The organism is Xenorhabdus griffiniae, assembly GCF_001028135.1.
GTDB lineage: Bacteria > Pseudomonadota > Gammaproteobacteria > Enterobacterales > Enterobacteriaceae > Xenorhabdus > Xenorhabdus bakwenae.
Genome location: NZ_LDNM01000005.1, coordinates 69,506 through 89,966, shown reverse-complemented (window position 1 = coordinate 89,966; position 20,461 = coordinate 69,506). Strand labels below are relative to the sequence as shown.

Annotated in this window: 29 protein-coding genes and 1 pseudogene; 8 read left to right on the top strand and 22 right to left on the bottom strand. The window is 39.5% G+C overall.

Going from position 1 to position 20,461, the window contains the following annotated elements; translation table 11 throughout:
- Positions 1–59: 59 nt before the first annotated feature.
- On the bottom strand, positions 60–272 hold the full coding sequence (locus AAY47_RS01890; protein ID WP_047766547.1) for a hypothetical protein: 213 nt from the start codon (positions 270–272) through the stop codon (positions 60–62).
- Between the two features lie 262 nt (positions 273–534).
- On the opposite strand from AAY47_RS01890, the gene AAY47_RS01885 reads away from it, so the two are divergent.
- Positions 535–918, top strand: coding sequence for a helix-turn-helix domain-containing protein (locus AAY47_RS01885; protein ID WP_047766546.1), 384 nt, complete (start codon positions 535–537; stop codon positions 916–918).
- On the opposite strand, the gene AAY47_RS01880 is transcribed toward AAY47_RS01885, so the two are convergent.
- Complete coding sequence (locus AAY47_RS01880) at positions 915–2,024, bottom strand: tyrosine-type recombinase/integrase (RefSeq protein WP_047766545.1); 1,110 nt, start codon at positions 2,022–2,024, stop codon at positions 915–917. The two genes, AAY47_RS01885 and AAY47_RS01880, sit on opposite strands and share 4 nt — an antisense overlap.
- Positions 2,025–2,307: 283 nt before the next feature.
- Between AAY47_RS01880 and AAY47_RS01875 the strand changes: the two genes are divergently transcribed.
- Both AAY47_RS01875 and AAY47_RS01870 read left to right on the top strand, forming a co-directional pair.
- Positions 2,308–2,586, top strand: coding sequence for a DUF1778 domain-containing protein (locus tag AAY47_RS01875; RefSeq protein WP_047766544.1), 279 nt, complete (start codon positions 2,308–2,310; stop codon positions 2,584–2,586).
- A complete protein-coding gene (locus tag AAY47_RS01870; RefSeq protein ID WP_047766543.1) occupies positions 2,583–3,107 on the top strand; it encodes an acetyltransferase in 525 nt (174 codons plus the stop codon). Before AAY47_RS01875 ends, AAY47_RS01870 begins: the two co-directional genes overlap by 4 nt.
- A 101-nt stretch (positions 3,108–3,208) precedes the next feature.
- On the opposite strand, the pseudogene AAY47_RS20260 reads toward AAY47_RS01870, so the two are convergent.
- A pseudogene (locus AAY47_RS20260) lies at positions 3,209–3,298 on the bottom strand (helix-turn-helix domain-containing protein); the annotation flags it as partial.
- A gap of 63 nt (positions 3,299–3,361) precedes the next feature.
- Between AAY47_RS20260 and AAY47_RS21145 the strand changes: the two are divergent.
- Together AAY47_RS21145 and AAY47_RS01855 are read left to right on the top strand one after the other, a co-directional pair.
- Positions 3,362–4,056 (top strand): IS1 family transposase gene (locus AAY47_RS21145; protein WP_152669745.1). Its coding sequence is split into 2 segments (ribosomal slippage): positions 3,362–3,608 and positions 3,608–4,056, totalling 696 coding nucleotides; the frame shifts between segments, so codons are not numbered across the junction.
- Positions 4,057–4,073: 17 nt separating this feature from the next.
- On the top strand, positions 4,074–4,370 hold the full coding sequence (locus AAY47_RS01855; RefSeq protein ID WP_047766540.1) for a hypothetical protein: 297 nt from the start codon (positions 4,074–4,076) through the stop codon (positions 4,368–4,370).
- 64 nt (positions 4,371–4,434) lie between these two features.
- Here AAY47_RS01855 and AAY47_RS01850 read toward each other — a convergent pair whose 3' ends face one another.
- The 6 genes from AAY47_RS01850 to AAY47_RS01825 all read right to left on the bottom strand — a co-directional run bounded on the left by AAY47_RS01850 (position 4,435) and on the right by AAY47_RS01825 (position 8,861).
- Complete coding sequence (locus AAY47_RS01850; protein WP_047766539.1) at positions 4,435–4,686, bottom strand: bacteriocin immunity protein; 252 nt, start codon at positions 4,684–4,686, stop codon at positions 4,435–4,437.
- Between the two features lie 14 nt (positions 4,687–4,700).
- Positions 4,701–6,710 carry a colicin-like bacteriocin tRNase domain-containing protein gene (locus AAY47_RS19870; protein ID WP_053014189.1) on the bottom strand — a complete coding sequence of 670 codons (2,010 nt, stop codon included), beginning with the start codon at positions 6,708–6,710 and terminating at the stop codon, positions 4,701–4,703.
- Positions 6,711–7,204: 494 nt separating this feature from the next.
- Entirely contained in the window at positions 7,205–7,519 is a 315-nt protein-coding gene (locus AAY47_RS01840; protein WP_047766538.1) for a HigA family addiction module antitoxin, read from the bottom strand.
- Entirely contained in the window at positions 7,519–7,797 is a 279-nt protein-coding gene (locus AAY47_RS01835) for a type II toxin-antitoxin system RelE/ParE family toxin (protein ID WP_047766537.1), read from the bottom strand. The genes AAY47_RS01840 and AAY47_RS01835 overlap by 1 nt, the downstream gene beginning before the upstream one ends.
- Before the next feature lie 334 nt (positions 7,798–8,131).
- Positions 8,132–8,554, bottom strand: a complete 423-nt coding sequence (locus AAY47_RS01830) for a hypothetical protein (protein WP_047766536.1) — start codon at positions 8,552–8,554, stop codon at positions 8,132–8,134.
- 43 nt (positions 8,555–8,597) lie between these two features.
- On the bottom strand, positions 8,598–8,861 hold the full coding sequence (locus tag AAY47_RS01825) for a helix-turn-helix domain-containing protein (protein ID WP_047766535.1): 264 nt from the start codon (positions 8,859–8,861) through the stop codon (positions 8,598–8,600).
- A 370-nt stretch (positions 8,862–9,231) separates the two neighbouring features.
- On the opposite strand from AAY47_RS01825, the gene AAY47_RS01820 reads away from it, so the two are divergent.
- Positions 9,232–10,173 (top strand): Rpn family recombination-promoting nuclease/putative transposase, encoded by a 942-nt coding sequence (locus tag AAY47_RS01820; protein ID WP_047766534.1) that lies wholly within the window; start codon positions 9,232–9,234, stop codon positions 10,171–10,173.
- 83 nt (positions 10,174–10,256) lie between these two features.
- Here the strand turns inward: AAY47_RS01820 and AAY47_RS01815 are convergent, their stop codons facing one another.
- Complete coding sequence (locus AAY47_RS01815) at positions 10,257–10,550, bottom strand: BrnA antitoxin family protein (protein ID WP_047766533.1); 294 nt, start codon at positions 10,548–10,550, stop codon at positions 10,257–10,259.
- Positions 10,537–10,824: a BrnT family toxin gene (locus AAY47_RS01810; RefSeq protein WP_047766532.1), complete on the bottom strand. Its 288-nt coding sequence runs from the start codon at positions 10,822–10,824 to the stop codon at positions 10,537–10,539. Before AAY47_RS01810 ends, AAY47_RS01815 begins: the two co-directional genes overlap by 14 nt.
- A 207-nt stretch (positions 10,825–11,031) precedes the next feature.
- Here AAY47_RS01810 and AAY47_RS01805 point away from each other — a divergent pair, with 207 nt between their 5' ends.
- Positions 11,032–11,556 carry a hypothetical protein gene (locus tag AAY47_RS01805; protein ID WP_047766531.1) on the top strand — a complete coding sequence of 175 codons (525 nt, stop codon included), beginning with the start codon at positions 11,032–11,034 and terminating at the stop codon, positions 11,554–11,556.
- A gap of 107 nt (positions 11,557–11,663) precedes the next feature.
- Here the strand turns inward: AAY47_RS01805 and AAY47_RS01800 are convergent, their stop codons facing one another.
- From AAY47_RS01800 to AAY47_RS01765, 9 genes are all read right to left on the bottom strand, one after another.
- Positions 11,664–12,056, bottom strand: a complete 393-nt coding sequence (locus tag AAY47_RS01800) for a hypothetical protein (protein ID WP_047766530.1) — start codon at positions 12,054–12,056, stop codon at positions 11,664–11,666.
- A gap of 257 nt (positions 12,057–12,313) precedes the next feature.
- Positions 12,314–13,096 carry a hypothetical protein gene (locus AAY47_RS01795; protein WP_047766529.1) on the bottom strand — a complete coding sequence of 261 codons (783 nt, stop codon included), beginning with the start codon at positions 13,094–13,096 and terminating at the stop codon, positions 12,314–12,316.
- A gap of 40 nt (positions 13,097–13,136) precedes the next feature.
- Positions 13,137–14,264: a DNA primase catalytic core, N-terminal domain protein gene (locus AAY47_RS01790; RefSeq protein ID WP_047766528.1), complete on the bottom strand. Its 1,128-nt coding sequence runs from the start codon at positions 14,262–14,264 to the stop codon at positions 13,137–13,139.
- Between the two features lie 128 nt (positions 14,265–14,392).
- A complete protein-coding gene (locus tag AAY47_RS01785; protein ID WP_047766527.1) occupies positions 14,393–15,745 on the bottom strand; it encodes a DnaB-like helicase C-terminal domain-containing protein in 1,353 nt (450 codons plus the stop codon).
- Positions 15,746–15,979, bottom strand: a complete 234-nt coding sequence (locus AAY47_RS01780; RefSeq protein WP_047766526.1) for a hypothetical protein — start codon at positions 15,977–15,979, stop codon at positions 15,746–15,748. It abuts the gene before it with no gap.
- A 59-nt stretch (positions 15,980–16,038) separates the two neighbouring features.
- On the bottom strand, positions 16,039–16,755 hold the full coding sequence (locus tag AAY47_RS01775; protein WP_083446775.1) for a hypothetical protein: 717 nt from the start codon (positions 16,753–16,755) through the stop codon (positions 16,039–16,041).
- A 243-nt stretch (positions 16,756–16,998) separates the two neighbouring features.
- Complete coding sequence (locus AAY47_RS22530) at positions 16,999–17,202, bottom strand: hypothetical protein (protein ID WP_235428268.1); 204 nt, start codon at positions 17,200–17,202, stop codon at positions 16,999–17,001.
- A gap of 131 nt (positions 17,203–17,333) precedes the next feature.
- Positions 17,334–17,636, bottom strand: a complete 303-nt coding sequence (locus AAY47_RS22525; RefSeq protein ID WP_235428267.1) for a hypothetical protein — start codon at positions 17,634–17,636, stop codon at positions 17,334–17,336.
- 8 nt (positions 17,637–17,644) lie between these two features.
- Entirely contained in the window at positions 17,645–17,953 is a 309-nt protein-coding gene (locus AAY47_RS01765; RefSeq protein ID WP_047766525.1) for a hypothetical protein, read from the bottom strand.
- A gap of 485 nt (positions 17,954–18,438) precedes the next feature.
- Here AAY47_RS01765 and AAY47_RS01760 point away from each other — a divergent pair, with 485 nt between their 5' ends.
- Positions 18,439–19,095, top strand: coding sequence for a hypothetical protein (locus tag AAY47_RS01760; protein WP_047766524.1), 657 nt, complete (start codon positions 18,439–18,441; stop codon positions 19,093–19,095).
- Positions 19,096–19,123: 28 nt separating this feature from the next.
- Here AAY47_RS01760 and AAY47_RS01755 read toward each other — a convergent pair whose 3' ends face one another.
- Both AAY47_RS01755 and AAY47_RS01750 read right to left on the bottom strand, forming a co-directional pair.
- Entirely contained in the window at positions 19,124–19,486 is a 363-nt protein-coding gene (locus tag AAY47_RS01755) for a hypothetical protein (protein ID WP_047766523.1), read from the bottom strand.
- The gene (locus AAY47_RS01750) at positions 19,479–20,168 is read right to left on the bottom strand and encodes a division plane positioning ATPase MipZ (protein ID WP_047766522.1); all 690 of its coding nucleotides are present in this window, start codon (positions 20,166–20,168) and stop codon (positions 19,479–19,481) included. Before AAY47_RS01750 ends, AAY47_RS01755 begins: the two co-directional genes overlap by 8 nt.
- Positions 20,169–20,461: the final 293 nt, after the last annotated feature.

The following is a 20,461-nucleotide window of genomic DNA, read 5'->3' as shown; positions in this document are numbered from 1 at the left end:
AAAAAAAGCGTATAGGCAGTCAATCTATACGCTTTTTATTTGAAAGGTATGTGGATTTTCTAACGTTGAGTTAAAACTCGTGAAGCCCCTGTATCTGCCAACATATAAAACTCACCATTGACTGTAATGTGATGAATAATTAGGTCATTAGACGTATAAATTTGCAAAAGATTGTTAGAGGCTTCGCCCATGATTTCAGCCATTTCATTTTCAGTCAAAAGAACGTATTTGCCTGACTCCATTTTTTCAAGCAATCCTGTTATCGCTGCCATGTAATTAACGCCTCTTTTGTATGTAACTAAGTACTTATATTGATAATTCTTTATTGGAGGTTAGATTATATAAATTAGAGCTCAATAAAGGCAATTGTTTTTATTCTCATTTTTAAATTGGGCATGAAATACATGAGGTTGATTGGGTTTATATGTCATAGTTAATGGCTGTTAATAGATAGGTATTTACTTATATTGTCTTTAGCGTGTATATTGTTAAAACCTTTAAATTACAAAACTCACATTAAATAAGGCACAAGAAATGAGTAAAAATGTTATCGGCGACTTTTTAGCTGCTGCAATTCTGGCTAGTGGGAAGTCGCAGGCTAAGATTGCAGAAGAGGTAGGGTATTCAGCTCACAATAATATTTCTATGCTAAAAAGTGGCAAGATGTTGTTTCCAGTTGAAAAAATACATATTTTTGCTAAGGTTTTAGGAATTGATGAGGGGGTCTTGTTCAGAATTGTTATGAAGACCCGTTACCCTGAAATCTTTGCAATGTATGAAAAGAATGCCCGTACCCTCTCTAAGGATGAAGTGAAAGTATTAGAAGCGTATCGTAACTTTAAAGGCGCCGATATTGGTGATGTTACAAAGGCCGCAATGATTGCTGATGAATTTATCAGCAAAGCAACAAGTAACTAATCTTCACAATAGATTTTTGAAGTAGGCGGTAATGATAGGCTGCCTACTTCAAAATCATGGTTTAAATTTCGGTAAGAATCTGCTTCTACAATCCTTTTAACTTCGTTTGAAAACAAATCAAGCGCATCCCGCATCTGTCCAAAGTAATCATGCCTATCATACACTCTGTCTATTCCTTCAAGAGCATGGTTCATTATTTTACGTGATACATCATTTTGAATCCCTAATGCTGCCAGCTTGGTTCTGGCTGTTCTGCGCAAGTCTCGAGGGGTAAACTCTTCCAACCCAAAGTGAAGATGGTCACGAACCATGCGACGTATACATTGCGCTGGTGCACCTTTCGATATGAGTTCGCTCGGATATTTAGGTGATGGGCAAAGCCACTCACTGTTAGGAGAGGCTTTAAAGAGATTTTCTAAGCAAGTTCCCATCATTTCACTAATAGGTAATGAGTGATTGCGGCGTGATTTGTTACGGTTGCCCTGTCTCCATATGCTAGATTCAAGATTAAACTCACTTTTTTTTGCTCTGAAAACTTCATCCGGTCGTCTGGCACTTAGCAAACAAAAACGCAGTCCCCATCTAATTTGATCGCTGAAATCCCACATGTCTAATCCATGCCAAAAACACCATATTTCGGCATCTGATAACGAGCGGCTACGTGGTTCAGGAGTCTTTCCGCCAACATCTTTACGTGTCATTGAGGCTAATGGATTTAACTCTATGTACCCTTGATGTTCACACCATGAAAGGAACTGTTTTGTAAGAGCAAAGACTCGTTTAGCTTCGTTAACTTTATTATCGGAGAGTAAGTAATTAAATACTCGATTCAATTGAATTTTTGTACATTTTCTTATATCTAGATCACCAATAATAGGTAAGAGGTGAGCCAGTAATGATGAAATAGCAATCTCTGGCCTGCGCCTAGTAATAAGTAAGGAAACCTTTACCCACATACTAATTAAATCTCTCACTCTATATTCATTTTGTAATTTTTCTTCCAATTCAATAAGTGAGTAATTACCTATCATATATAAATAATTTATAGTATTTATACCTACATACTCATTTATGCGATATGAATCGTTATTACCATACTTGTTCATTTATATGCCTTATTTTTATAAATAATTTATTGTTATAAACAATCTTATTGTGCTTTTTATTTTGATTTAAATATAGTCGATTAAATATTGTGACTCCAGACGTAATTAGTCTGGAGTCACAGAGAATGGTTTTAATGAAAACTAACATAGAAGAGGAATATTTCCCCAGTTGAATCAATTGCAAATTTAAGCACATTACCTGTATGTTTTCATGGCGTACAAATTGTGCTATTTTAAAACATAATGTACTATTTAAATATGTACAATGAAGGAGGGTTTTACCATGCCTCAAATTCCTGTAGAAACTAATGATCGTATGTCATTACGCATTTCCTCAGAAGAAAAATCGCTTCTGATGCGCGCTGCCGCTATACAACACACTAATCTAACGGAGTTTGTTATCCGCAATGTTGTTTCAGTGGCGCGAAAAATTATTGATGAGGACGAAAGACAGGTGCTGACAGAAAGGGACAGTCTGCATGTTCTTGATCTTTTAGATAATCCACCGCCTCCTAATGATAAGTTAATGGCTGTGGCCTTTGCGTTGCCTAAATTACCATGATATTAGTAGATTGGCATGAAGAGCCTATTGGCAGACACCATGATCGTACAGCTTTTGATTGTGGCGATGATGCGTTAAATCAGTTCCTATATCGCCACGCAAGGCAAAATCATGAGAAAGGTGGAGCTAAAACATACCTTGCAGTAAGTGGCTGTAACCAAAAAGTACTTGGTTATTATAGCCTAAGCCCCGCTTCTATTGCTTATGAACGTACTCCCGAAGTAATTAAGCGTGGTCTGGCACGGCACGAAGTACCGGTTTTCCGATTAGGTCGATTGGCGGTAGATATTTCAGTTCAGGGGCAAGGACTTGGTGGTCAGTTATTACTTGCCGCAGGTAGACGCAGCCTGTTAGTTGCAGCACAAGCAGGTGGGATTGCGTTATTAATTGATGCTAAAAATGAACGAGTAGCTCACTGGTATGCGGCATATGGAGCTGTTCCATTATTAGATGCTTCTTTATCGTTGTTACTACCGTTTACAACAATCTATGCAGCATTAAGGGCAGCAGGGAAACTTTGAGTTTGATCCTCTGCAATTGAGCGATAAACCCTATTTATCAGATGGACGACCGCCTGAGCGGTCGCCTAATACAAGATACTAAACAAGGTCTGTTGTTAGGCTTCAATAAATTGTTGCTGTTTATCGACATCAAATTTATGCGGCGTTCCCTTCGGCTTCTTATAGCTGAAACCCTGACGGTGAAGCCATTTTGTCGGTCACGTATTCAATCTGTTGATGGTTGTGTATAATCGCCATTTTTTCGGAGAGGTTAAATGGCAACAGTTGAAGTAAAATGTCGATTTTGTCAACAAACAGAATTCGTCAAAAAACACGGTAAAGGCGATGCTGGCCACCAACGCTATCGTTGTTTATCCTGCAAACGAACCTTTCAACTTGAGTACGCTTATCGAGCGTGCCAAGCGGGTATAAAAGAACAAGTCGTTGACCTTGCTATGAACAACTCGGGGATCCGTGATACTGCCCGAGCATTGCATATCAGTATTAATGCCGTTGTCCGTGTTTTAAAAAACTCAAACCGCGATGCGTAACAACACTTCCGCTGGATAATGTCAACGTTCAGCTCATCGGTGAAGTTGACGAGATGTGGTCGTTTGTCGGGAATAAAAAATGCCAACGCTGGCTATGGTACGCTTGGGAGCCTCGGTTAAAGCGTATTATTGCTCACACATTTGAAAGGTGGAACAAGAAAACGCTTAAAAAACGGCTGAAAAAATTATCACGATTCAATGTTGCTTTTTGGTGTACAGATAAATTTAAGGCTTACAATATGTTGCCTAAAAATAAACACCTCGTCGGGGAAAGTTTCACGCAACGTATCGAACGTGAAAATCTCACACTTCGTAACAGAATTAAACGTTTGAACCGTAAAACACTCGGTTACTCAAAATCCCCGGAGATGCATGACAAAGTCATCGGGACTTTTATTGAAAGAGAATACTATATTTAAGGTAATCAACGGATTGAATGCGTGACCCAGTTGAGACGAAAGACACACTAGTTTTTGATGTGTTCTTAAATGCAGACAATTCTGTACGTGAAATGGAAATTTTTGGCTACGCCATCGATAATGGTGGTAAGTATCCTCTCTGCATAACATATAAAGAGAAAGAGGGGCTTCTGTACTGGGGGACTGGTGAAAAAGAAACAACTACTACTGTAAATCTTTTCAGAAAGATAATTAAAGTAGGGGAGTATATTACTTGTATAGATATATATGACAGTGAAAGAGCAGAATATACATATAGGATAGGAGATCTTTGATTGGGATCAGCTTCGATAATGAGCATATCAGCCCCCCGTGTAGAGGGCTGTACATAGGATTTTACTACTTGAATAATGGTAACTGGTTCTCTATACGCCATTTTTTAACGCGAGCTACAATTCCTGCTGGAGAGTCATCATCACAATCCTCTGGATAGTAAATTAAATCACTTCCTGCTGGGTGCTGAGTTAGGCGTTCGAACTCGGAGACATCATAATCTTCTTGTTGTTCCGTATCGTAATCTGCGTTACAAATTTTTGTCACGAAGGCTAAAAATTCAGCTTCAGTATAATCTTCAAGTTTATTCTTACTCATAAATGAATCTCTGTTTATTTTGAATGAATTTTAATGTGGTTTTTCGGGGTGACCACTCGTAGGTTGTCAACATTATAGACTTCACCGCCATGTTGAATTTCTTTAACATGGTGCAATTCAAGTCTTTTTCTTCCACCAACCTGATCATTTTTACGGGCAAATGGTGATCTACCATTTGAAACAACCTTTTTATTGTTTTTTGATTTTATTTGGCTCATTAATTTAGGAATTTTTCCTATTTCGGTCCATATAGCTTCCCTAAATTCATCAAATGAACTGAATTTTTTCCCTCTTAATTTATTTGCTACTTCTTTGGGAATCGGGGATCCTAATTCTTTAGATACACCTTCCAGCCATTTCTCACCAACATCTGTCCCATCTCCTGTTGCTATACCGGGTTGCTTACGTTTATTCTCTTTCTTAGCCTTTTCTTCTTTTTCTTTTTTCTTATTCTTTGCTTTTTCCCGATTTTCTTGAGCTACTGTGAGGGCATGCTCTGATTCAGCAATTAAGCGCTTTTGTTCCAATAATTTTTTTCTGGCAAAATTAAGTTCCTCTATTGCCATTTCTGTATATATGCCGCCTGTTTCTAATACATCTTCAGTGTCACCTCGACTAATCTCTTCAAGGAGTTGCCCTGGTGCAGCATATTTTTCAAACACATCTTTCCAACTAACTTCTTCTGGGTAAAGTGATTCAGCTCCCTTCTCCAGCAATAATTTCAGGTTTTCTCGAGAATTAACAACTGCATAAAAATTAAAATAAACCTTGGCATACGGTGCATAAACCGGAAACTCAATACACTCATCCCATTTTTGCGTGATAGGATATTTTTCGGGGTTTGCCAGTGTTAATCCTAGCGGTTCATTCCTTTTAGTATCTAGAGTCTTACCAGCTTCAAGAACAGTAGCTTCTGCATCACGTAATTCTTTATCAGCTTCACAAAGTTCTAATTCTGCGGCCAATAGAGGGTTAGCTGCTGCCCATTCCTTCTCTCTTTGCTTAGACTCTTCCAGTTGCGTTTTCTCTTCTGCTTTTGTAGGAACTTTGGAAACAGAAATATAGATAGCATCATGTTCACTACCAAAATCGAGTATGGCGTGATAAGTGTCACCCGCTGCTGTTGTTGAAGATATTTCCACTTCGGGGGTTGTATTTACTTTAGTTTGATGTTCTAGGGATGAACGAGCTGAATTATCAACAGTAATTTGTATAGGTTTCATCCCAGCAACAACCTGAGCAGAATAAACGTTAGGTTTATTTGTTTTTTCAGCTTTGACTACAGGAACATTAGTAGGTTGCCTTGTAATCGCTATTTGGCGTTGTTTACTTTTTGTATCAACAACAGGTTGACTAACCACATCTGCAAGCACTTTACCTTGTTCACGAATACGTTCCATCAAAATGGGTGCTGCAAGAATTGTTGCTACTGGGAGTGTGGTCACGTGAAAAACATCAGTGACATTAACCTTTTCGGCTTCTTTTCTAGCGTCGTCTAGCATTTGCTGCTGTAATTTTGCGGTAAATTCCTTTCGTCCATCTTCCAGACCCATTAGGAATGATGCGACTCTCCCTATTGGAGTCCTCTTTGCTGCACCTGCTAAGCGTGCGGCTATAGGTTTAGCATTGTCTATATACCTTCCCCAATTCGTAAAAGTGTTCTCAGGCACTTTGGTACAAACTGTTGCGTTTATAGTCCCTCCGATGGGAAAAGTTGCTGCTGGATAGCCGGGCTTGACTAATCGGAGATCAGCTACAGAGTATCTTGATGAATTGGCCGCTTGTCTACCACTATATCCACTGGTGTCACCGCTATTGCCGCTTCTGCTGCCATCTGGTCCGGAACTACCACCCCATTGACCACTACTCCATCCGTTATTCTCTGAACTCCATCCCGAATGATCTGAATAAGCAGCATTACTATTATTTCGACCATCGCCGCCTAAGCCAGTTGGACCACCATTGATACCGCCACCCGAATTGTGTGCTCCGCTGTTATGACCCATTCCATCTCCGCCACTCATAGTGAACCTCCTGTTCAGTGAGTCTTAATTAATTTTTTGTCTACTATGTTCGTATACATATTGAACTTATAGATGCTGTATTTATATACAGCATATGAACTGTAAATTCCACAACTCAGAAAGTCAAAAATTTTTTATCTATTTCATATACTATTTTTATCGATGCTGTGATTGGAACTTCACAGAGATCTCAACCAAAGGGGGAGTGAAATATACGAGTTAGTACTTTGCACCTATTTGGGGTCTAGTGGAATGTCTCCTAAAATAACAACCTTTCTTCAAAGAATTATCAAATTGTCTACATTTTGATTTGGTAAAAAACAGCTATCAAAAGTTGCTATCTTGATATCCTTCCCATCCTGAAGAACGGGGTTTACAGCGCACAGAATAAGAAAGCGGAAAGATGAATTCTGAAAATGGCGGGGGTAGTGACTGGGTAGCTGCGATAACCTCCAGCAAATGCGAGGCTGGCGTAGCCCCACATTTACTATTGCTTAATGCTTTGAAGTGACCTGCAAGGTTTCGTCTTGGTCGCCGTATAAAACGATCCCAGACGTGTCGATTTTATTTTCCAATTGACGCAGGTCATAAGCACTCTGGAGACGTAACCAAAACTCAGGTGTGCTTCCCAGCGCGGCAGCGATGCGAATTGCTAATGGTGGAGTTAACGCAGTTTTACCAGCAAGAAAACGCGATACAGTAGCGGGAGTTACTCCGATATTGAGCGCAAAACGACGACCACTAATGCCCATATCAGCCAAATCTCTGGCGATAATCTCTCCTGGGTGGGAAATTTTAAACTGTCTCATTAATGATAATCCTCATAATTCAAAATATAAGCATCACCGTTGACGAACTGAAAAGTAATGCGCCAGTTAGCTCGGACTGTAATAGACCAATAACCTTCGCGATCTCCTTTCAACGGGTGAAGTTTGTAGATTTGACGGTTTAACTCGCTTATTTCATTTGCTGTATCGATGGCCTGTAAACGGTCGTTAATCCTCTCGGCATCTTGCGCTGGTATACCAGAAGTAATTCCTTTTTCAAAAAGTTGCTTCAATCCTTTGTGCTTGAATGATTTAATCATTGTCCGAACCGTATTACATGATGTGTAATAGTATACTGTAATATTACACGCTGGGCAATGGATAAGCCACTGATCTACTGATCAGCGGAATGGGATTGCGCAAACGAACGTTTTTGCTCTTATGGCTGGAGTTGAGGAAAATTGGCGATTATCGCAGCTATCTTCCCATTCCCTAACAGGGTTACCGCTACATCCTGCTCACTTTGCAGGGTAAACCTCGTCAGTTGTGCTCTGAATGGAGTAATGACTGGGTAGCTGCGATAACCGCCAATTTTTGAATGGGTTTAGGGTGGATTAGCCCATTGGATAAATGAACAAAAAATCAATTTATTTACTAAGTAAGATCATTTTCAGGAGTATCTTTATAAACCTCGGCTACAAGTGAATGATAAACTTCTTGATTGATATCACATGCTAACGAAATCAGATCATGTAATTCGGTTGAACAATTGTTGCTGGTTTTGTCGAGAATCACTTCAAATAAAGAGGTTCCTAAACCCGCCCGATACATCGCCTGATCTAATGAGATAGGTTTCTTATGTTTTACGTAACTCAGTAATTTTAGTGTTAATGGCTTTGGTGAATGTTTCAAAAGGGCATGGTGAACGTCCTGATTGATATCATTCACCAGTGCAATCAGGTTATTTAAATCTATTGAGCACTCATTTTTCGCTTTTTCGAAAATGAATTTAAATAGAGACACTGCCAAACCTGCACGGTACATGGCTTGTTTTAGTGGAATAGGATTACTACACACAGCTTACCTCTACAATTACTGCGCTTGGGTAATAATTTGATAATTATTCCTGAGAATTGTTGCGAGGTTTACGTTCAATTGGTTGACCATTTTTGTCAAAGTATCGACTAGGCCAGATTTCTGAGGGATGGATTCCGAGATAGTTAGCAATTATCCATTCGCCTTTAGGCCACTCTCGCGATAGGGCATTTGCTAATGTTGATGAACTGAGTCCCGCTTCACGGGAGACTGCGGCTAAGGTTGTTCCTTGTTTGCGTATGGCTGCAATTATATCAGCTTGATGCCAGTCATTTTTGGTATTGAACATTCCTGCTACCCCTTCCATTAATTAATATTGATGGTGGCGATTCAAGGCAGGGTTCGCGGACCGGGAACCATCTTCCGGCAAGGCATTAGCCTTCCCTACCTGAACCGCCATTGAAAGGGCGATAGCAAGCACACTGGCAGAAACTTCCTACCAGTGGATGGTTCGTAACAAGGCCGCGACGCCTTGACCACCGGATTTTGCCGATGGCGGAAGCACTTTAACCGATTGGTTTATTTGGATCAATAAGCGAATCGGTATAATTCTTATCTTTTTGTATGTAAGCCGGTTAAGAGTCTTATGCCATTGCACTTGATACTCGCCTTTCTTCTACTGTAGACTGGATGCGGGAATCATTTTTTGATAAGAAAACATGAAGAATAAAAAGGCTATCCCCACACCTCATGATGCAGCGTTCAAAGGATTTATGGCTCGAATTGAGAATGCTCGTGATTTTTTTGATATTCATCTATCGGAAAAAATCAAGAAACTGTGTGATTTTGATACGTTAAGATTGACTAACTCTTCTTTTATTGATCATCAGTTACGTTCAAGAATGTCCGATGTCCTCTATTCGGTGAAAACTCAACAAGGTGATGGTTATATTTATGTGCTTGTTGAACACCAGTCTACTCCAGATAAAATGATGGCGTGGCGAATGATGCACTACGCTTTTATGGCGATGAATCAGCATTTGCAACAGGGGAATAAGGAATTGCCGCTAGTTGTGCCTGTTTTGTTTTATCATGGTGATACCAGTCCTTATCCTTTCCAGCAAGCTTGGACACAATGCTTTTCATTGCCAAAACTGGCGGAGGAGATGTATTTTAATCCGTTTCCGCTGGTTGATGTGACAGTTATTGATGATAACGAATTGGTCAATCATCGCAAAATCGCCGTAATGGAATTGGCGATGAAACATAAGAATTTGCGTGAGGGATTTAAAGCAGTTACCACGCTATTAGCCCACGCCCTCAAACATAACTATAATAGTGACAACGATGTTGTGACTATTATGAACTACCTATTTGTTACAATGGACTCGCCGCATTTTGAACAAGTGATCCAGCAACTGATTGAACAGGTAGATAGCCATCAGGAGGTGATTGTGAATATTGCACAACGATTACAGGACAAAGGCCGGGAAGAAGGAAGATTAGAAGGTAAATTAGAAGGTAAATTAGAAGGTAAGTTGGAAGGTCAAAAAGAGGCATCCATAAATATTGCCCGTGCCCTCTTAAAACGTGGTGACAGTATTGAACTGGTTATGGAAATTACCGGCCTGAGCCGCGAAGAACTTATCCCACTGCAATAACTCTTTTCTTTCTACTTTTTTTACCCACTTACCTGCTTTTTTCAAGGCAGGTAAGTGTCTTTTGTAGTTTGCCATCGCGGGCATTACTTTTGATGTAAATCACGCATCATGGCTTCACGTAAGATAGCGTTAAGTCTTGTCTGGTAACCTTTTCCCGGTTGCTTAAGCCAAGCCAAAACATCTGCATCAATCCTGACCGAAGCCTGAGTTTTTACTGGACGATAAAAGTGTCCTCGTTCGGCTTTTTTCCAGAAATCATCCTCCAGCGGAGCAATATCACTGTAATCAATATCACTATCAGACAATGCCTTAAGCTCCGATTTCCGATTTTCAGTCAGAGATGGCAATTCACTTCGTTTATATCTAACTATGCTCATAACGTTTTCTCTCGTTCCGCTCTGCTTTACGTGCACTGATGATACGAATAATTTCAGTCCCATCTTCAAATAGTATTGTGTGGGCAACCAGCACAATCAGATATCCTTTTACTGCTCCAATTGTCTGCCAGCGGTATTCGCCGTTTTCGAAGCGATCTTGTACTGACAAGTGAAAAGGATCATCAAAAACACGAGCAGCTTCTTCAAAACGAATCCCGTGCTTACAGAAATTAGTTTCCGCTTTTGCGAGATCCCATTCAAATTCAAGCTCCATCTTCACACCATAAAATACATTTTTGTATATACATATTAGTCTGTTTTTGACTAAAACTCAAACAAAATATTTTACATACCGTCCGTTGCTAAAACTGGTGGAGGAGCACCAATATAGTAATGTCACTTTTTAGCCATTGACTAAAAATTATTTTATTTCATAGTATTATAAGTGCGTTTTTAATATGTTTTTATCACGGAGGATAAAATGGCTATAAACGGAGGAAATGTTGGCAGCGAGGTCGTTAAAGAAACGGGTCTTCGGTCAATGTTTGAAGCTGGAGCTAAATTAGGTTTAAAACCCACCTTTAAAATGTCTGATTTCATCGGTAAATCACAAGGATTCAAATTAACATTTGGGAGTGCTGAGTGGGAAGAGGAATATAATTACGATGTGTATGATGTTTTTGCTCATGGGGTGGCGTTAGAAACTAGTGGGGAGAGATTTGGTGCTCTTGAGAGATTTGGAAGCAGTCCATCAGGAAACATATTCTTTGAATCAATGAAATTGACCCAACTCTGTCTTTATAGAGATGATTGGACAGAGTGTGGGGTGCTTATTTTTAAACCCCATACGATAAGACGGGATTTGACTGTAACAATAGATGGCATATCTGAAATATTTAAATGGGAAGAATATCGGAACCGCTCATCTAATGTTAATTATAGGTTATCCGATTCATTTATTGGAAAGCTGAAATCAGGTCAAACTTACATGGTAAGTATTAAATAACTTGTTGTTAAATCAAGGTAGGATAACCGACCTTGATTTAACTGTAGTAGTTCAGACTTGATATGACAGTCGCCCACTTTAATTTGTACTGTTCTAGGGGAGCGGCATTATGACTTCGGTGATGGCTCTGAATTGTTTACGGGGTTATAGTTGTATTGATAGATATAGCTCCTTGATTTTATATCATATATTTTAAGCTCAACATCAATTATGTTTCCAAATAAATGATAACCATTTGAATACACATCCATGTACATCTTACCGCTGTATGATATATCTGAATCACGCTGTGCTCTAAGGTTCTCAATTTTTTGAACCTGAATATTATCAGTTACAGGCAAGCTACAGAAAATATCATTTTTGATACTTATACTAACATGTTGAGGATTGGTTATTCGTCTCGGTTTGCCTTTACAGCCGAGGTTATCTATTGGAAAGCTTTTTGTTACAGGGTCGTATTCTGACATCGTTGGGAGCGCAAATGCCAAATCTGCTCTCATAGCGACTTTCGATTCCGTTCGCTACTATGGCTCTTCCCATTTTGCTGAATTCATTTAATTTGTTAATTGCTGTGATCCTATCCATTTCATTATCTCCACTTTAATACCCCTTTAAAGGGTAGTATGTGTATAGATAATTATCATAACAATTACTTGTATACATAAAAACCCCATATAAGGGGTGTTTGTGTAAATATGATGCGGGGTTTTAATTAGAGCAATCCGATGTAAATCCTTGCTCAATGCCAGTCACAGGTTTAAAACATTCCAGCCATACCAGCCAATTTAGAACCACGCAGTTGAATTTCAGCTATCTTTGATGAGGCTGTTTTTAACCCGTATGCAACAGCTTGTTCTTTCATCATTCCAACTTCTGCAATGGCATTAGAGGTAAGACGCGCAGAACGATTAATGACATTGTCTGCAAAGGCGTTAGCATGGAGTACAATTTCTATAGCTGAACTGAGATTCGGTAGTATCTCTGCACCCTGATAATCTTTAATAAAAGTGAGAGCTTCATTTGATGAGCCTTTAATATTGCTATAATCAGGCATATTAGCGATTGCTTTGCGGTATAGTACGACATGTTTTTCTGATTTATAAGCCTCTCTTTGTTGTACTGCTTTCGCAAAGACTGACAGCGGTAAATCAATAAATTCTTCATCAGATTGCTGTCGGTAAGCTTTGACAAAGAGATCGAACATTTCCGATACTTTTTTCTGTTCGAGATCAGATACGGTGGCTACGAGCGCATGGTCGTTAAAACCAATCATATAGGTGACAGGTTTATCGGTTTTAATACGAGCCATATCCTTCATATATACAAGGTCATAGCTGACACCATCATCGCTAGTGTGAATATGATGTATCTCTAGGCATGGGGCGTTTGGGGAATAAGGGAATTTCTCAGCTGTGAGTCGATTAAATTCATGTTCCATTGCATCCATACCGGCATCAATGACACTCTGTCTTTCATCATTTTTAATGGTGCTGAATCCCTCTAAAGACTCAATTTTTTCAAGATAAACTGACTTATTCATTTTGCATTCACCTCTATTTGATTTCTTATATTGGTAGGTATTAATAAGAACGAATCGCATTGTGCCCTTTAATTGACATTTCTAGTGCTAATTGGTGATTGAAAAACTTAGAGCAGAAATAAGCTTGTAGTATTTCATCATCATCAGATTCACCGGCATCTTGACCCTCACGAGTAAAAGCAGCGATCTTCACGTTAAGTCCTATAGACTGTAGCTTTTTAGCAGCCTTAATCGTGTTCTTAACTGCTTGTTTCTCTGAGTCCCATAGGAAAATGACGTTTTTAAGGCCAGTCTCTTTCAGTGTTAAAAAGCTACCTAATTGATCTTGCCCTTCTTCTGATAAAGCCCCTGACAAGTGCATACCAAAAGTGCCTATTGGCTCAACGTAGTCGCGTAATGATTCATCACTGAATAAAGCGCGCTTGACGGCAAATACGTCAAATACGCCCTCTAAGATAACGACCGTAGATTTTCCCATTGCGTTGTGCCCGTTATATAAAAAACGTCCTGATGCCGGTAGAGTAGATGGGAACAAGTACTTTTTATCTGAGGTATTAGTGACATCGCGCCCCTGAAAGGTACTCAATTTCCCCGTTAAATCGTAGATTGGAATAAGTATCCGCATTGAAAAATCTTGCATTGAGATACGACCGCTATAGTCGTGATAAACGTGTGAGCCATTCACAATAAATCGCAAGTCAAAATACCGGATAAGTTCAGAAAATATGTTTCTCTGAGCAAGATAATCGGGAATACGACCATCAGGTAAAGGCAGTAAGTAATGTGGCGGGAGCTGTACTTCTTCTTTCAGCTCGACTTTACTCTCTAAAGCAATTTCTTTTTCTTTTGGTCGCCAGCCTTGCTCAAGTAATTGAGTATCAATATAGGCATGAAGTTCTCGTCTAGCTAAACCAGAATGTTTCTGTAAAAACCGGTATAGGTTGAATTGCTCATCTTGTGGATGGCTACCGGCAAAACATACTCCTACCTTCGTTTTCGGATTGAAGTAGACCTTCCAATCATAACTGCCACAAGTTGGGCATTCTCGGATGTTTAACTCAAGTCCATTCTTACCTGTTGTTCTGCGATAGGAGATGCCTTCCAGATCAAGAAACTGTTCAAAATCGAATTCGTTTAACTTTTCCCTAAAATTGCTGTTTGCACTCATAATCTACTATTTCTTTAGGTAGTTATAATAAGAGTCACAGGTATTATTTGGCGATTTGTGGCTCATTGCTTGAAGTTATTAACTGTGTGGTTTTATATAAATTTCATTAGATCGGGAGTCACAATCTTTTAGATTATATCTATTATTCGTTTAATAAAGCGCATCTGATCGAGGTTCTGTTCAATACGAATACTGACATCTCCCTTCTGATTACGAGAACCTGCAATAAATAATCTAGCTTCGCCTTTGGCTTTTTCTTCTTCTGTTTTGTTGATAGTGATAACCAAGTCGGCAATACGGACTTTTTCAACGTTATCTGCGGCGTGCATCATAGTCGCAACTTCTGACGATCCACCTTCACGGTTTGTCTGTGATGCAGTAATGCCAGCTACGTTGTAAGTATCAAAAACAGCTCGAAGGTCGGTATAGATACTTTTCACGTCTTCTCTAACGTCACCGCTACGATAGTTTGATTTCATCAAGTCGGCATAGTCCACAACCAGCATATCCAACGTAACACCTGTAGAGATAATCCCTTCAACAATACGGACAACATCATTTGGTGAAACAGAGCCTGATGGACGTTGGACAACGAACATTTTGCCTACTTTACCTGTAGCTCCAATCTCTTTTAGTTTTTTCGATACCCTATCACGACCATCAACCAGCTCGTCCATATCCGTTTCAGAAAGCCGGGCATCGAAACGATCTGCAATAATCTCCTTGTGTACTTCTAAAGAGATATAAAGAACGTTAAATCCCGCTAGTGCTGCGTTAACTGAAAATTCTCCCATACCGGTCGATTTACCTGATTTAGCAAAACCCATAAACAGGGTCATTTCCTTGCGACCCCATCCACTGTGATACAACAAAGCATCCAATGCTCGATATCCTGTTGTGATCCCTTGTGGTGGCGCTTCACCAATCGCCTTTTTCTCACGTGCTTCAAAACGTGTCGCTGATTCACTAAAGTAATCGTATACCTCGCTACTTCCCTGACCACCAAGATGTTTGACTTTCTCCATAATTTGCATAGCCTTATCAAAGTCACCTTTATCTTTGAGTTCAGCCGCTTTTATCATGGCGTTATCAAACGCGATCGAACGAGCAAACAATGTCACCTGATCAACCATATATTGAGAATCAGTTAATGTTATCTCGTTGATTTTTTTTATAGCAGCAGTGACCTCCGACACGTATTCTTTGCGAATAACCTTGTCTTTCACGTCACTGGTAATAAGCGATACCAACGTAGTCATTGACGGTGGCTGTTTATATAACTTGTAAAAACGACCGGCTGCAGCGACCAAAAAACCTAAAGCCATATTGTTAAATTGCTTTGGTTCAACTAAGTCGTGAGCCTGAGTAACAAAACGGTAATCACGGCAGTAATAAGCAGCCAGTACTACCTGAAAAGCATCATCAAACCGTTCGGATAATGAAACGCTTGTATGTTCCAATTCAAGTTTTGATGCTGACATTTAAACCACCTGCACTACAGCAACATTATGAAAACTCTCAATTGCTGAGTAGTTCACTGTCTTAAAATCGTTTCTGTCATTCTTGCCGATGGTGTCAATCAGAGCCGATTGATTATCAAACTTACGCACAAATCCCGAAATTACGTTGCCAGTATTTGTTGTGATTTCCAGCTTTACGCCGTTATATTTTAACCAAGACAGACGAGATTTGATAATTTCATAATCGTCAATCATTTATCATTTTCCTTTAACATCAATCCATTATTGGATATTTTCATTTCCGTATAGGGGTTCTATAAAAACTTAGAGGCTTTTCTTAAATCATCGGGAAACTGGTTCAAGAATGTTTGTTGTTCGAGATAACCAAGTGAATACACCGCAGAGAAAATCAACAAATGACGTTTATCCGGTCGTGCATTAGAAATTTGCGCCATGACATATGCTCTATGAGCATCTTGAACTTCATCACCCACATAGTTATTTTTTTTAAAATAATCCAACTCAGAACCATTCAATCGCGTTCCCTTGCGTTTTTCATTCCTATCGATAAATATTTCCAGCAAATCGTCCTGCCACAAATGCTGTGGACGCGGTAACTCCCCCCATTCCCGTTTTGCCGCTATAGACAACATGCTCATGATGAAAAAGCTGTATTCAACACCAAGTTCATCGGCTTTTTGTCTGGCTTTCCAAAGAGACGTTATGTTTGCTTTTGATAAGTTGATAAACGGAACACGTTTAAGTCCGGTACGGAAAAGTGCTTTTCGATAATCCTCACGACCGTGGGTGCTCATGACCCGAGAGTATTCACGCTTATAGGATTTAGTGAATAACATCGTGGCATCCATCGGATGCAAATGCCGATAATCAAACCATTTGGATTGATACAACTCCAGCTCACCTTGGGTACGAGATAGACCGACATTTTCCACAACCCATTGGTCTTTATCTTGTGCCGTCCATGAGAGCATAAACTCCTGTGGATCACCTTCTGCTAAGAAAAAACCCATTGTTAGGCACATGAATACAATAAACCTTTTTATAAGTAAGTGAAAGAATACTTTTTATATCAGTGCCAAGATAGGAAATCAATTCCATAGTGTCGGTCTTTTTGTAGGGTTAATGACTGAGTAGCTGCGATTTTAAACAACCTCTTCTATCAGAAATCGTATAAAATCAGGGAACAGTTTTGAGATGGGAGAATATCATACTGTTTTTTGAGCGAACTTTGCTCTTAAAATAAGGCTTATCTGCTAACGAGCAGCTAGCATGATGTGTTCCATATTTTGATGGGTAGGTTTGAAGCCTAGTCGCTTAAGGTCAATGTCGGAAACCACTGCATCTGGCCCACCCCAAATGGTCGCGCCAGCTTGTTCCAGTGCATCAATTTTACCTTTGTAAACTTCCGGTTTGCCATTAGACAAACGATAATCTAGATGCTTTCCGCTAACCTGCATGATATTGAGCTGCACAGAGTCATCTTCAGCTATGAGTAACCATATAAACATACCCGCGGCTGTTTGGTGGGTATCGCTGACAACCACTCCGTAATGATCTATGACGCAACGATAGATTTGCTGGGCGAGTTTTACACCGCGATAGTCTCTACCAACATAGAAGATGAGACCTGCGGAATACGCTCAGGGAAACCTTCAGGAGCGGTGAGCTTAAACTCAAGCAAAATATTTGCAGAAACCTGATCTGATCGGACGTGGCGCAGGTAAAGCCGAACCATACCATTACTGTCTTCCAAGATAACAGTGTGTGCATCACCAATATCATCAATGATATCATTTAAGTGCACATACGCCTGCTCTGGATCATCTAAGTTATCAGGCCAAACCAGATTTTTTCGTGTTCTTCGATCAGAAGTGGTGGCATTGTCCAGCAAGTCTCATCTTATTCTTGTTGAAAGAATTGAATAGCACGGAGGCGTAAATTAGTCAGATTCATTGTTTTCGACGGCATAGCTTCTTTCTGCTCAATGCATTTTTCACGGCCATCGGCTTCAAACTGGATGACTATCACAGGAGTAATACGATCACGGCGACCAGCTTCATGCCAGTTGTCATGCACGACGATTAACATTGGGCGTTTAACTCGCTCGCTGTTGGTACGGACTTCGAATTGTCCCGGAACATCAGGTACGCTAAAACTGCCTATAAGAGCATAGCGATCACCAATAGTGAATGGTGTATGAGTAATCATAGTCACCTCCGTCAATTCATCAATTCAAAGTATTCAGTGGGATAAAACAAACCCAATATGCTCAATGGATATCGTTAGTATAACGAATTTACGCAACTGAACAACCTTTTCGTTTGTTTTTTCAGCATGTTTAAGGGAAGGAACAATCGTACACTAAGAAAGTAATTATCAATAAATTGGACGCATTACTAGTGAAGACCGAAATTGTAGCTTAACCCTTATTTAACATAAATTCCTTAATACCCCCGCTTGTTGTAACTCTAATATAGTAATGTCACTTTTTAGTCAATTAGAAATTACTTGTCTAAAAGTTGGCGGTTATCGCGGCTATCCGATCATTACCCCTAACCACATGCTATTTGAACAATTCATGCCAAAGTTGTAGGATAGTATCGGTAGTTTGCCAATCTGTGCCAAAACTGTATTATAATTGAATTTAATATTATAAGTATCAAAGGATTGTCCTAATTTCGGAGGACAAATATATGTTGGTTAATCAAGCGAAAAATAACACAATGCCATATTTGATCCCCGACACAGGATTTAACAATAAATTACGCCATCCTAAAAAAAATGAAGAACATACTAAAACTTTTTTACAAAAAGGCGTAGAAAACTTTGAGTTGCCAAACTTTGATGTCCCTTATGGCTACCATCTAGTAAAATCGCTCAAAGAACACCAATACCGTATGATTACAACTGGTGAAGATTCTGAAACAGTTTATGCCGTAAAATTACATTTTCGAAAAGATATCATCGTGGGGAAGGAAACTTGCACCCAGATTATGATATGGCGTACACCCCGCTCAGAACATCAACATGCAATTGGCGATTTGCCAAGAGATTTTTTTAAGAATTTATTGAGCAAATATAACATTGTAGTAACTGATGAAGCACAAACTCAAGATGGTAAACGCTTTTGGGAAAAGATGATCGACTGGGCAATAACTAAAGGCTATCACGTATACTCTTCTGATGGCATTTCTGATGATTGTGATATGGACTATATTCCCTTGGTAGTCATTCCATCCATTTCTGAGTTTTATGAAAAATGGGATGAATTTTGTTGGGGCAGTGACAAAGATGTTCACAAGCATCGCCTAATTGCTATTAGCAGAACACTTCTAGCTTCGAACCCATAAAAGAAAAGCCGCATCAGCGGCTTTTCTTTTATGGGATCTTTTTATCTAAATCTTTTATGAGCTGTTGAATCTCTTCCGGCTTAGTCTCTAAGCTCAACTCTAACGCAGCCTTTATATCACTAAAGGGTAAAGAAGCTAAAGTTACCAAAGCAGCTCTAAACACGTCTGAGCGACTTAAATTGGCACGTCTAGGAGCGACTCTCAGCAGATCTACTAATTCATGATATTCATCTTCCATCGAGACAGTACGACTTTTGATAATTTCAGTACTGTTCTTGCGGCGACCACGCTGTTTGACTGTTTTCTCTTTCAGGGAAGAATTGCTCAGAAACTCCTGTACCGCTTCTTCTCGTTCTTGTTTTGCCAGTCCAGCCATCGGGTTCTTAGCCATCTACCTTTTCTCCATACACAAATTCTTTTACTAAAAGTTCAATTTCCGCCTCAGCCTTTTTATCCCGTTCTTCTTTTGTTAATTCAAAGATAGTACGACCGGCTTCTTCCGCATCGTCATAGACGTTACGGGCGTAGATATTGGTATTTAAGGCGAACATGCCAAAAGTTTCACAAACGTCTTTGGCAAACTGAATACGTGAGTATTGGTTAGGCAGTGCCGGACACTGGTTCATCACTACTCTAACCTTTAAATCTTCATTTAAAGTCTGCGCTTTCTCAACAATACGATCTAGCGCAGCTAATGAGCGAACGTCACGGCGTTTTGGGCGAATTGGGAGCAGTAAGTGAGTGGCTCTCAGCATAGCTTCACGTTGAGCTTCTGAGTCGAAGCCTCCGGCGTCAATAACAATGTAATCGAATTGGCCTTTAATGCCATCCAAATATTCGATAACACCGTCACCACGGTAATGATATGAGAGCTTTTCTGCTGGCTTCTCCGCTGGTAGGCTTTCCCTATCTTGACACCATTGATAGGTTGTACGTTGGGCATCGATATCTAACAGGTGAACCTTTTTCTTTGCGCGGTTAAGTAAATAACCCGCAATTTGTTGAGCTATAGTACTTTTACCGGGGCCACCTTTACTGCCACCAACCAGTATTATTTGGGCTTCTCCACTCATCATATTCGCCTTATGTATTTCGATTTATAAATCAACCACGCCGTTACTATTGTTTTGTATAAGATACATTGGTTATTTAACAAATGGAAGAAAACCTATAAATAAAAACATTTAAAAAAATATATTGTTTTGTTATTTATCTAAATAATAAATTAATGAGCAAGAAAAATAGTAGCCTATAATCAGTGGTAGCCTCATTATTGTAATGTTTTAAAACAATTCAATTTTTAGACGATTTTTTCCACCCACAGAGCCTATATCCGATAAGATTATAGGTAAGAATATTTCTTGCC

Coding starts and splice junctions, on each gene's coding strand:
- AAY47_RS01890 (WP_047766547.1), bottom strand. CDS start 272: ATGGCAGCGATAACAGGATTGCTTGAAAAAATGGAGTCAGGCAAATAC.
- AAY47_RS01885 (WP_047766546.1), top strand. CDS start 535: ATGAGTAAAAATGTTATCGGCGACTTTTTAGCTGCTGCAATTCTGGCT.
- AAY47_RS01880 (WP_047766545.1), bottom strand. CDS start 2,024: ATGAACAAGTATGGTAATAACGATTCATATCGCATAAATGAGTATGTA.
- AAY47_RS01875 (WP_047766544.1), top strand. CDS start 2,308: ATGCCTCAAATTCCTGTAGAAACTAATGATCGTATGTCATTACGCATT.
- AAY47_RS01870 (WP_047766543.1), top strand. CDS start 2,583: ATGATATTAGTAGATTGGCATGAAGAGCCTATTGGCAGACACCATGAT.
- AAY47_RS01855 (WP_047766540.1), top strand. CDS start 4,074: ATGCGTGACCCAGTTGAGACGAAAGACACACTAGTTTTTGATGTGTTC.
- AAY47_RS01850 (WP_047766539.1), bottom strand. CDS start 4,686: ATGAGTAAGAATAAACTTGAAGATTATACTGAAGCTGAATTTTTAGCC.
- AAY47_RS19870 (WP_053014189.1), bottom strand. CDS start 6,710: ATGAGTGGCGGAGATGGAATGGGTCATAACAGCGGAGCACACAATTCG.
- AAY47_RS01840 (WP_047766538.1), bottom strand. CDS start 7,519: ATGAGACAGTTTAAAATTTCCCACCCAGGAGAGATTATCGCCAGAGAT.
- AAY47_RS01835 (WP_047766537.1), bottom strand. CDS start 7,797: ATGATTAAATCATTCAAGCACAAAGGATTGAAGCAACTTTTTGAAAAA.
- AAY47_RS01825 (WP_047766535.1), bottom strand. CDS start 8,861: ATGTTCAATACCAAAAATGACTGGCATCAAGCTGATATAATTGCAGCC.
- AAY47_RS01820 (WP_047766534.1), top strand. CDS start 9,232: ATGAAGAATAAAAAGGCTATCCCCACACCTCATGATGCAGCGTTCAAA.
- AAY47_RS01815 (WP_047766533.1), bottom strand. CDS start 10,550: ATGAGCATAGTTAGATATAAACGAAGTGAATTGCCATCTCTGACTGAA.
- AAY47_RS01810 (WP_047766532.1), bottom strand. CDS start 10,824: ATGGAGCTTGAATTTGAATGGGATCTCGCAAAAGCGGAAACTAATTTC.
- AAY47_RS01805 (WP_047766531.1), top strand. CDS start 11,032: ATGGCTATAAACGGAGGAAATGTTGGCAGCGAGGTCGTTAAAGAAACG.
- AAY47_RS01800 (WP_047766530.1), bottom strand. CDS start 12,056: ATGAGAGCAGATTTGGCATTTGCGCTCCCAACGATGTCAGAATACGAC.
- AAY47_RS01795 (WP_047766529.1), bottom strand. CDS start 13,096: ATGAATAAGTCAGTTTATCTTGAAAAAATTGAGTCTTTAGAGGGATTC.
- AAY47_RS01790 (WP_047766528.1), bottom strand. CDS start 14,264: ATGAGTGCAAACAGCAATTTTAGGGAAAAGTTAAACGAATTCGATTTT.
- AAY47_RS01785 (WP_047766527.1), bottom strand. CDS start 15,745: ATGTCAGCATCAAAACTTGAATTGGAACATACAAGCGTTTCATTATCC.
- AAY47_RS01780 (WP_047766526.1), bottom strand. CDS start 15,979: ATGATTGACGATTATGAAATTATCAAATCTCGTCTGTCTTGGTTAAAA.
- AAY47_RS01775 (WP_083446775.1), bottom strand. CDS start 16,755: ATGGGTTTTTTCTTAGCAGAAGGTGATCCACAGGAGTTTATGCTCTCA.
- AAY47_RS22530 (WP_235428268.1), bottom strand. CDS start 17,202: ATGCAGGTTAGCGGAAAGCATCTAGATTATCGTTTGTCTAATGGCAAA.
- AAY47_RS01765 (WP_047766525.1), bottom strand. CDS start 17,953: ATGATTACTCATACACCATTCACTATTGGTGATCGCTATGCTCTTATA.
- AAY47_RS01760 (WP_047766524.1), top strand. CDS start 18,439: ATGTTGGTTAATCAAGCGAAAAATAACACAATGCCATATTTGATCCCC.
- AAY47_RS01755 (WP_047766523.1), bottom strand. CDS start 19,486: ATGGCTAAGAACCCGATGGCTGGACTGGCAAAACAAGAACGAGAAGAA.
- AAY47_RS01750 (WP_047766522.1), bottom strand. CDS start 20,168: ATGAGTGGAGAAGCCCAAATAATACTGGTTGGTGGCAGTAAAGGTGGC.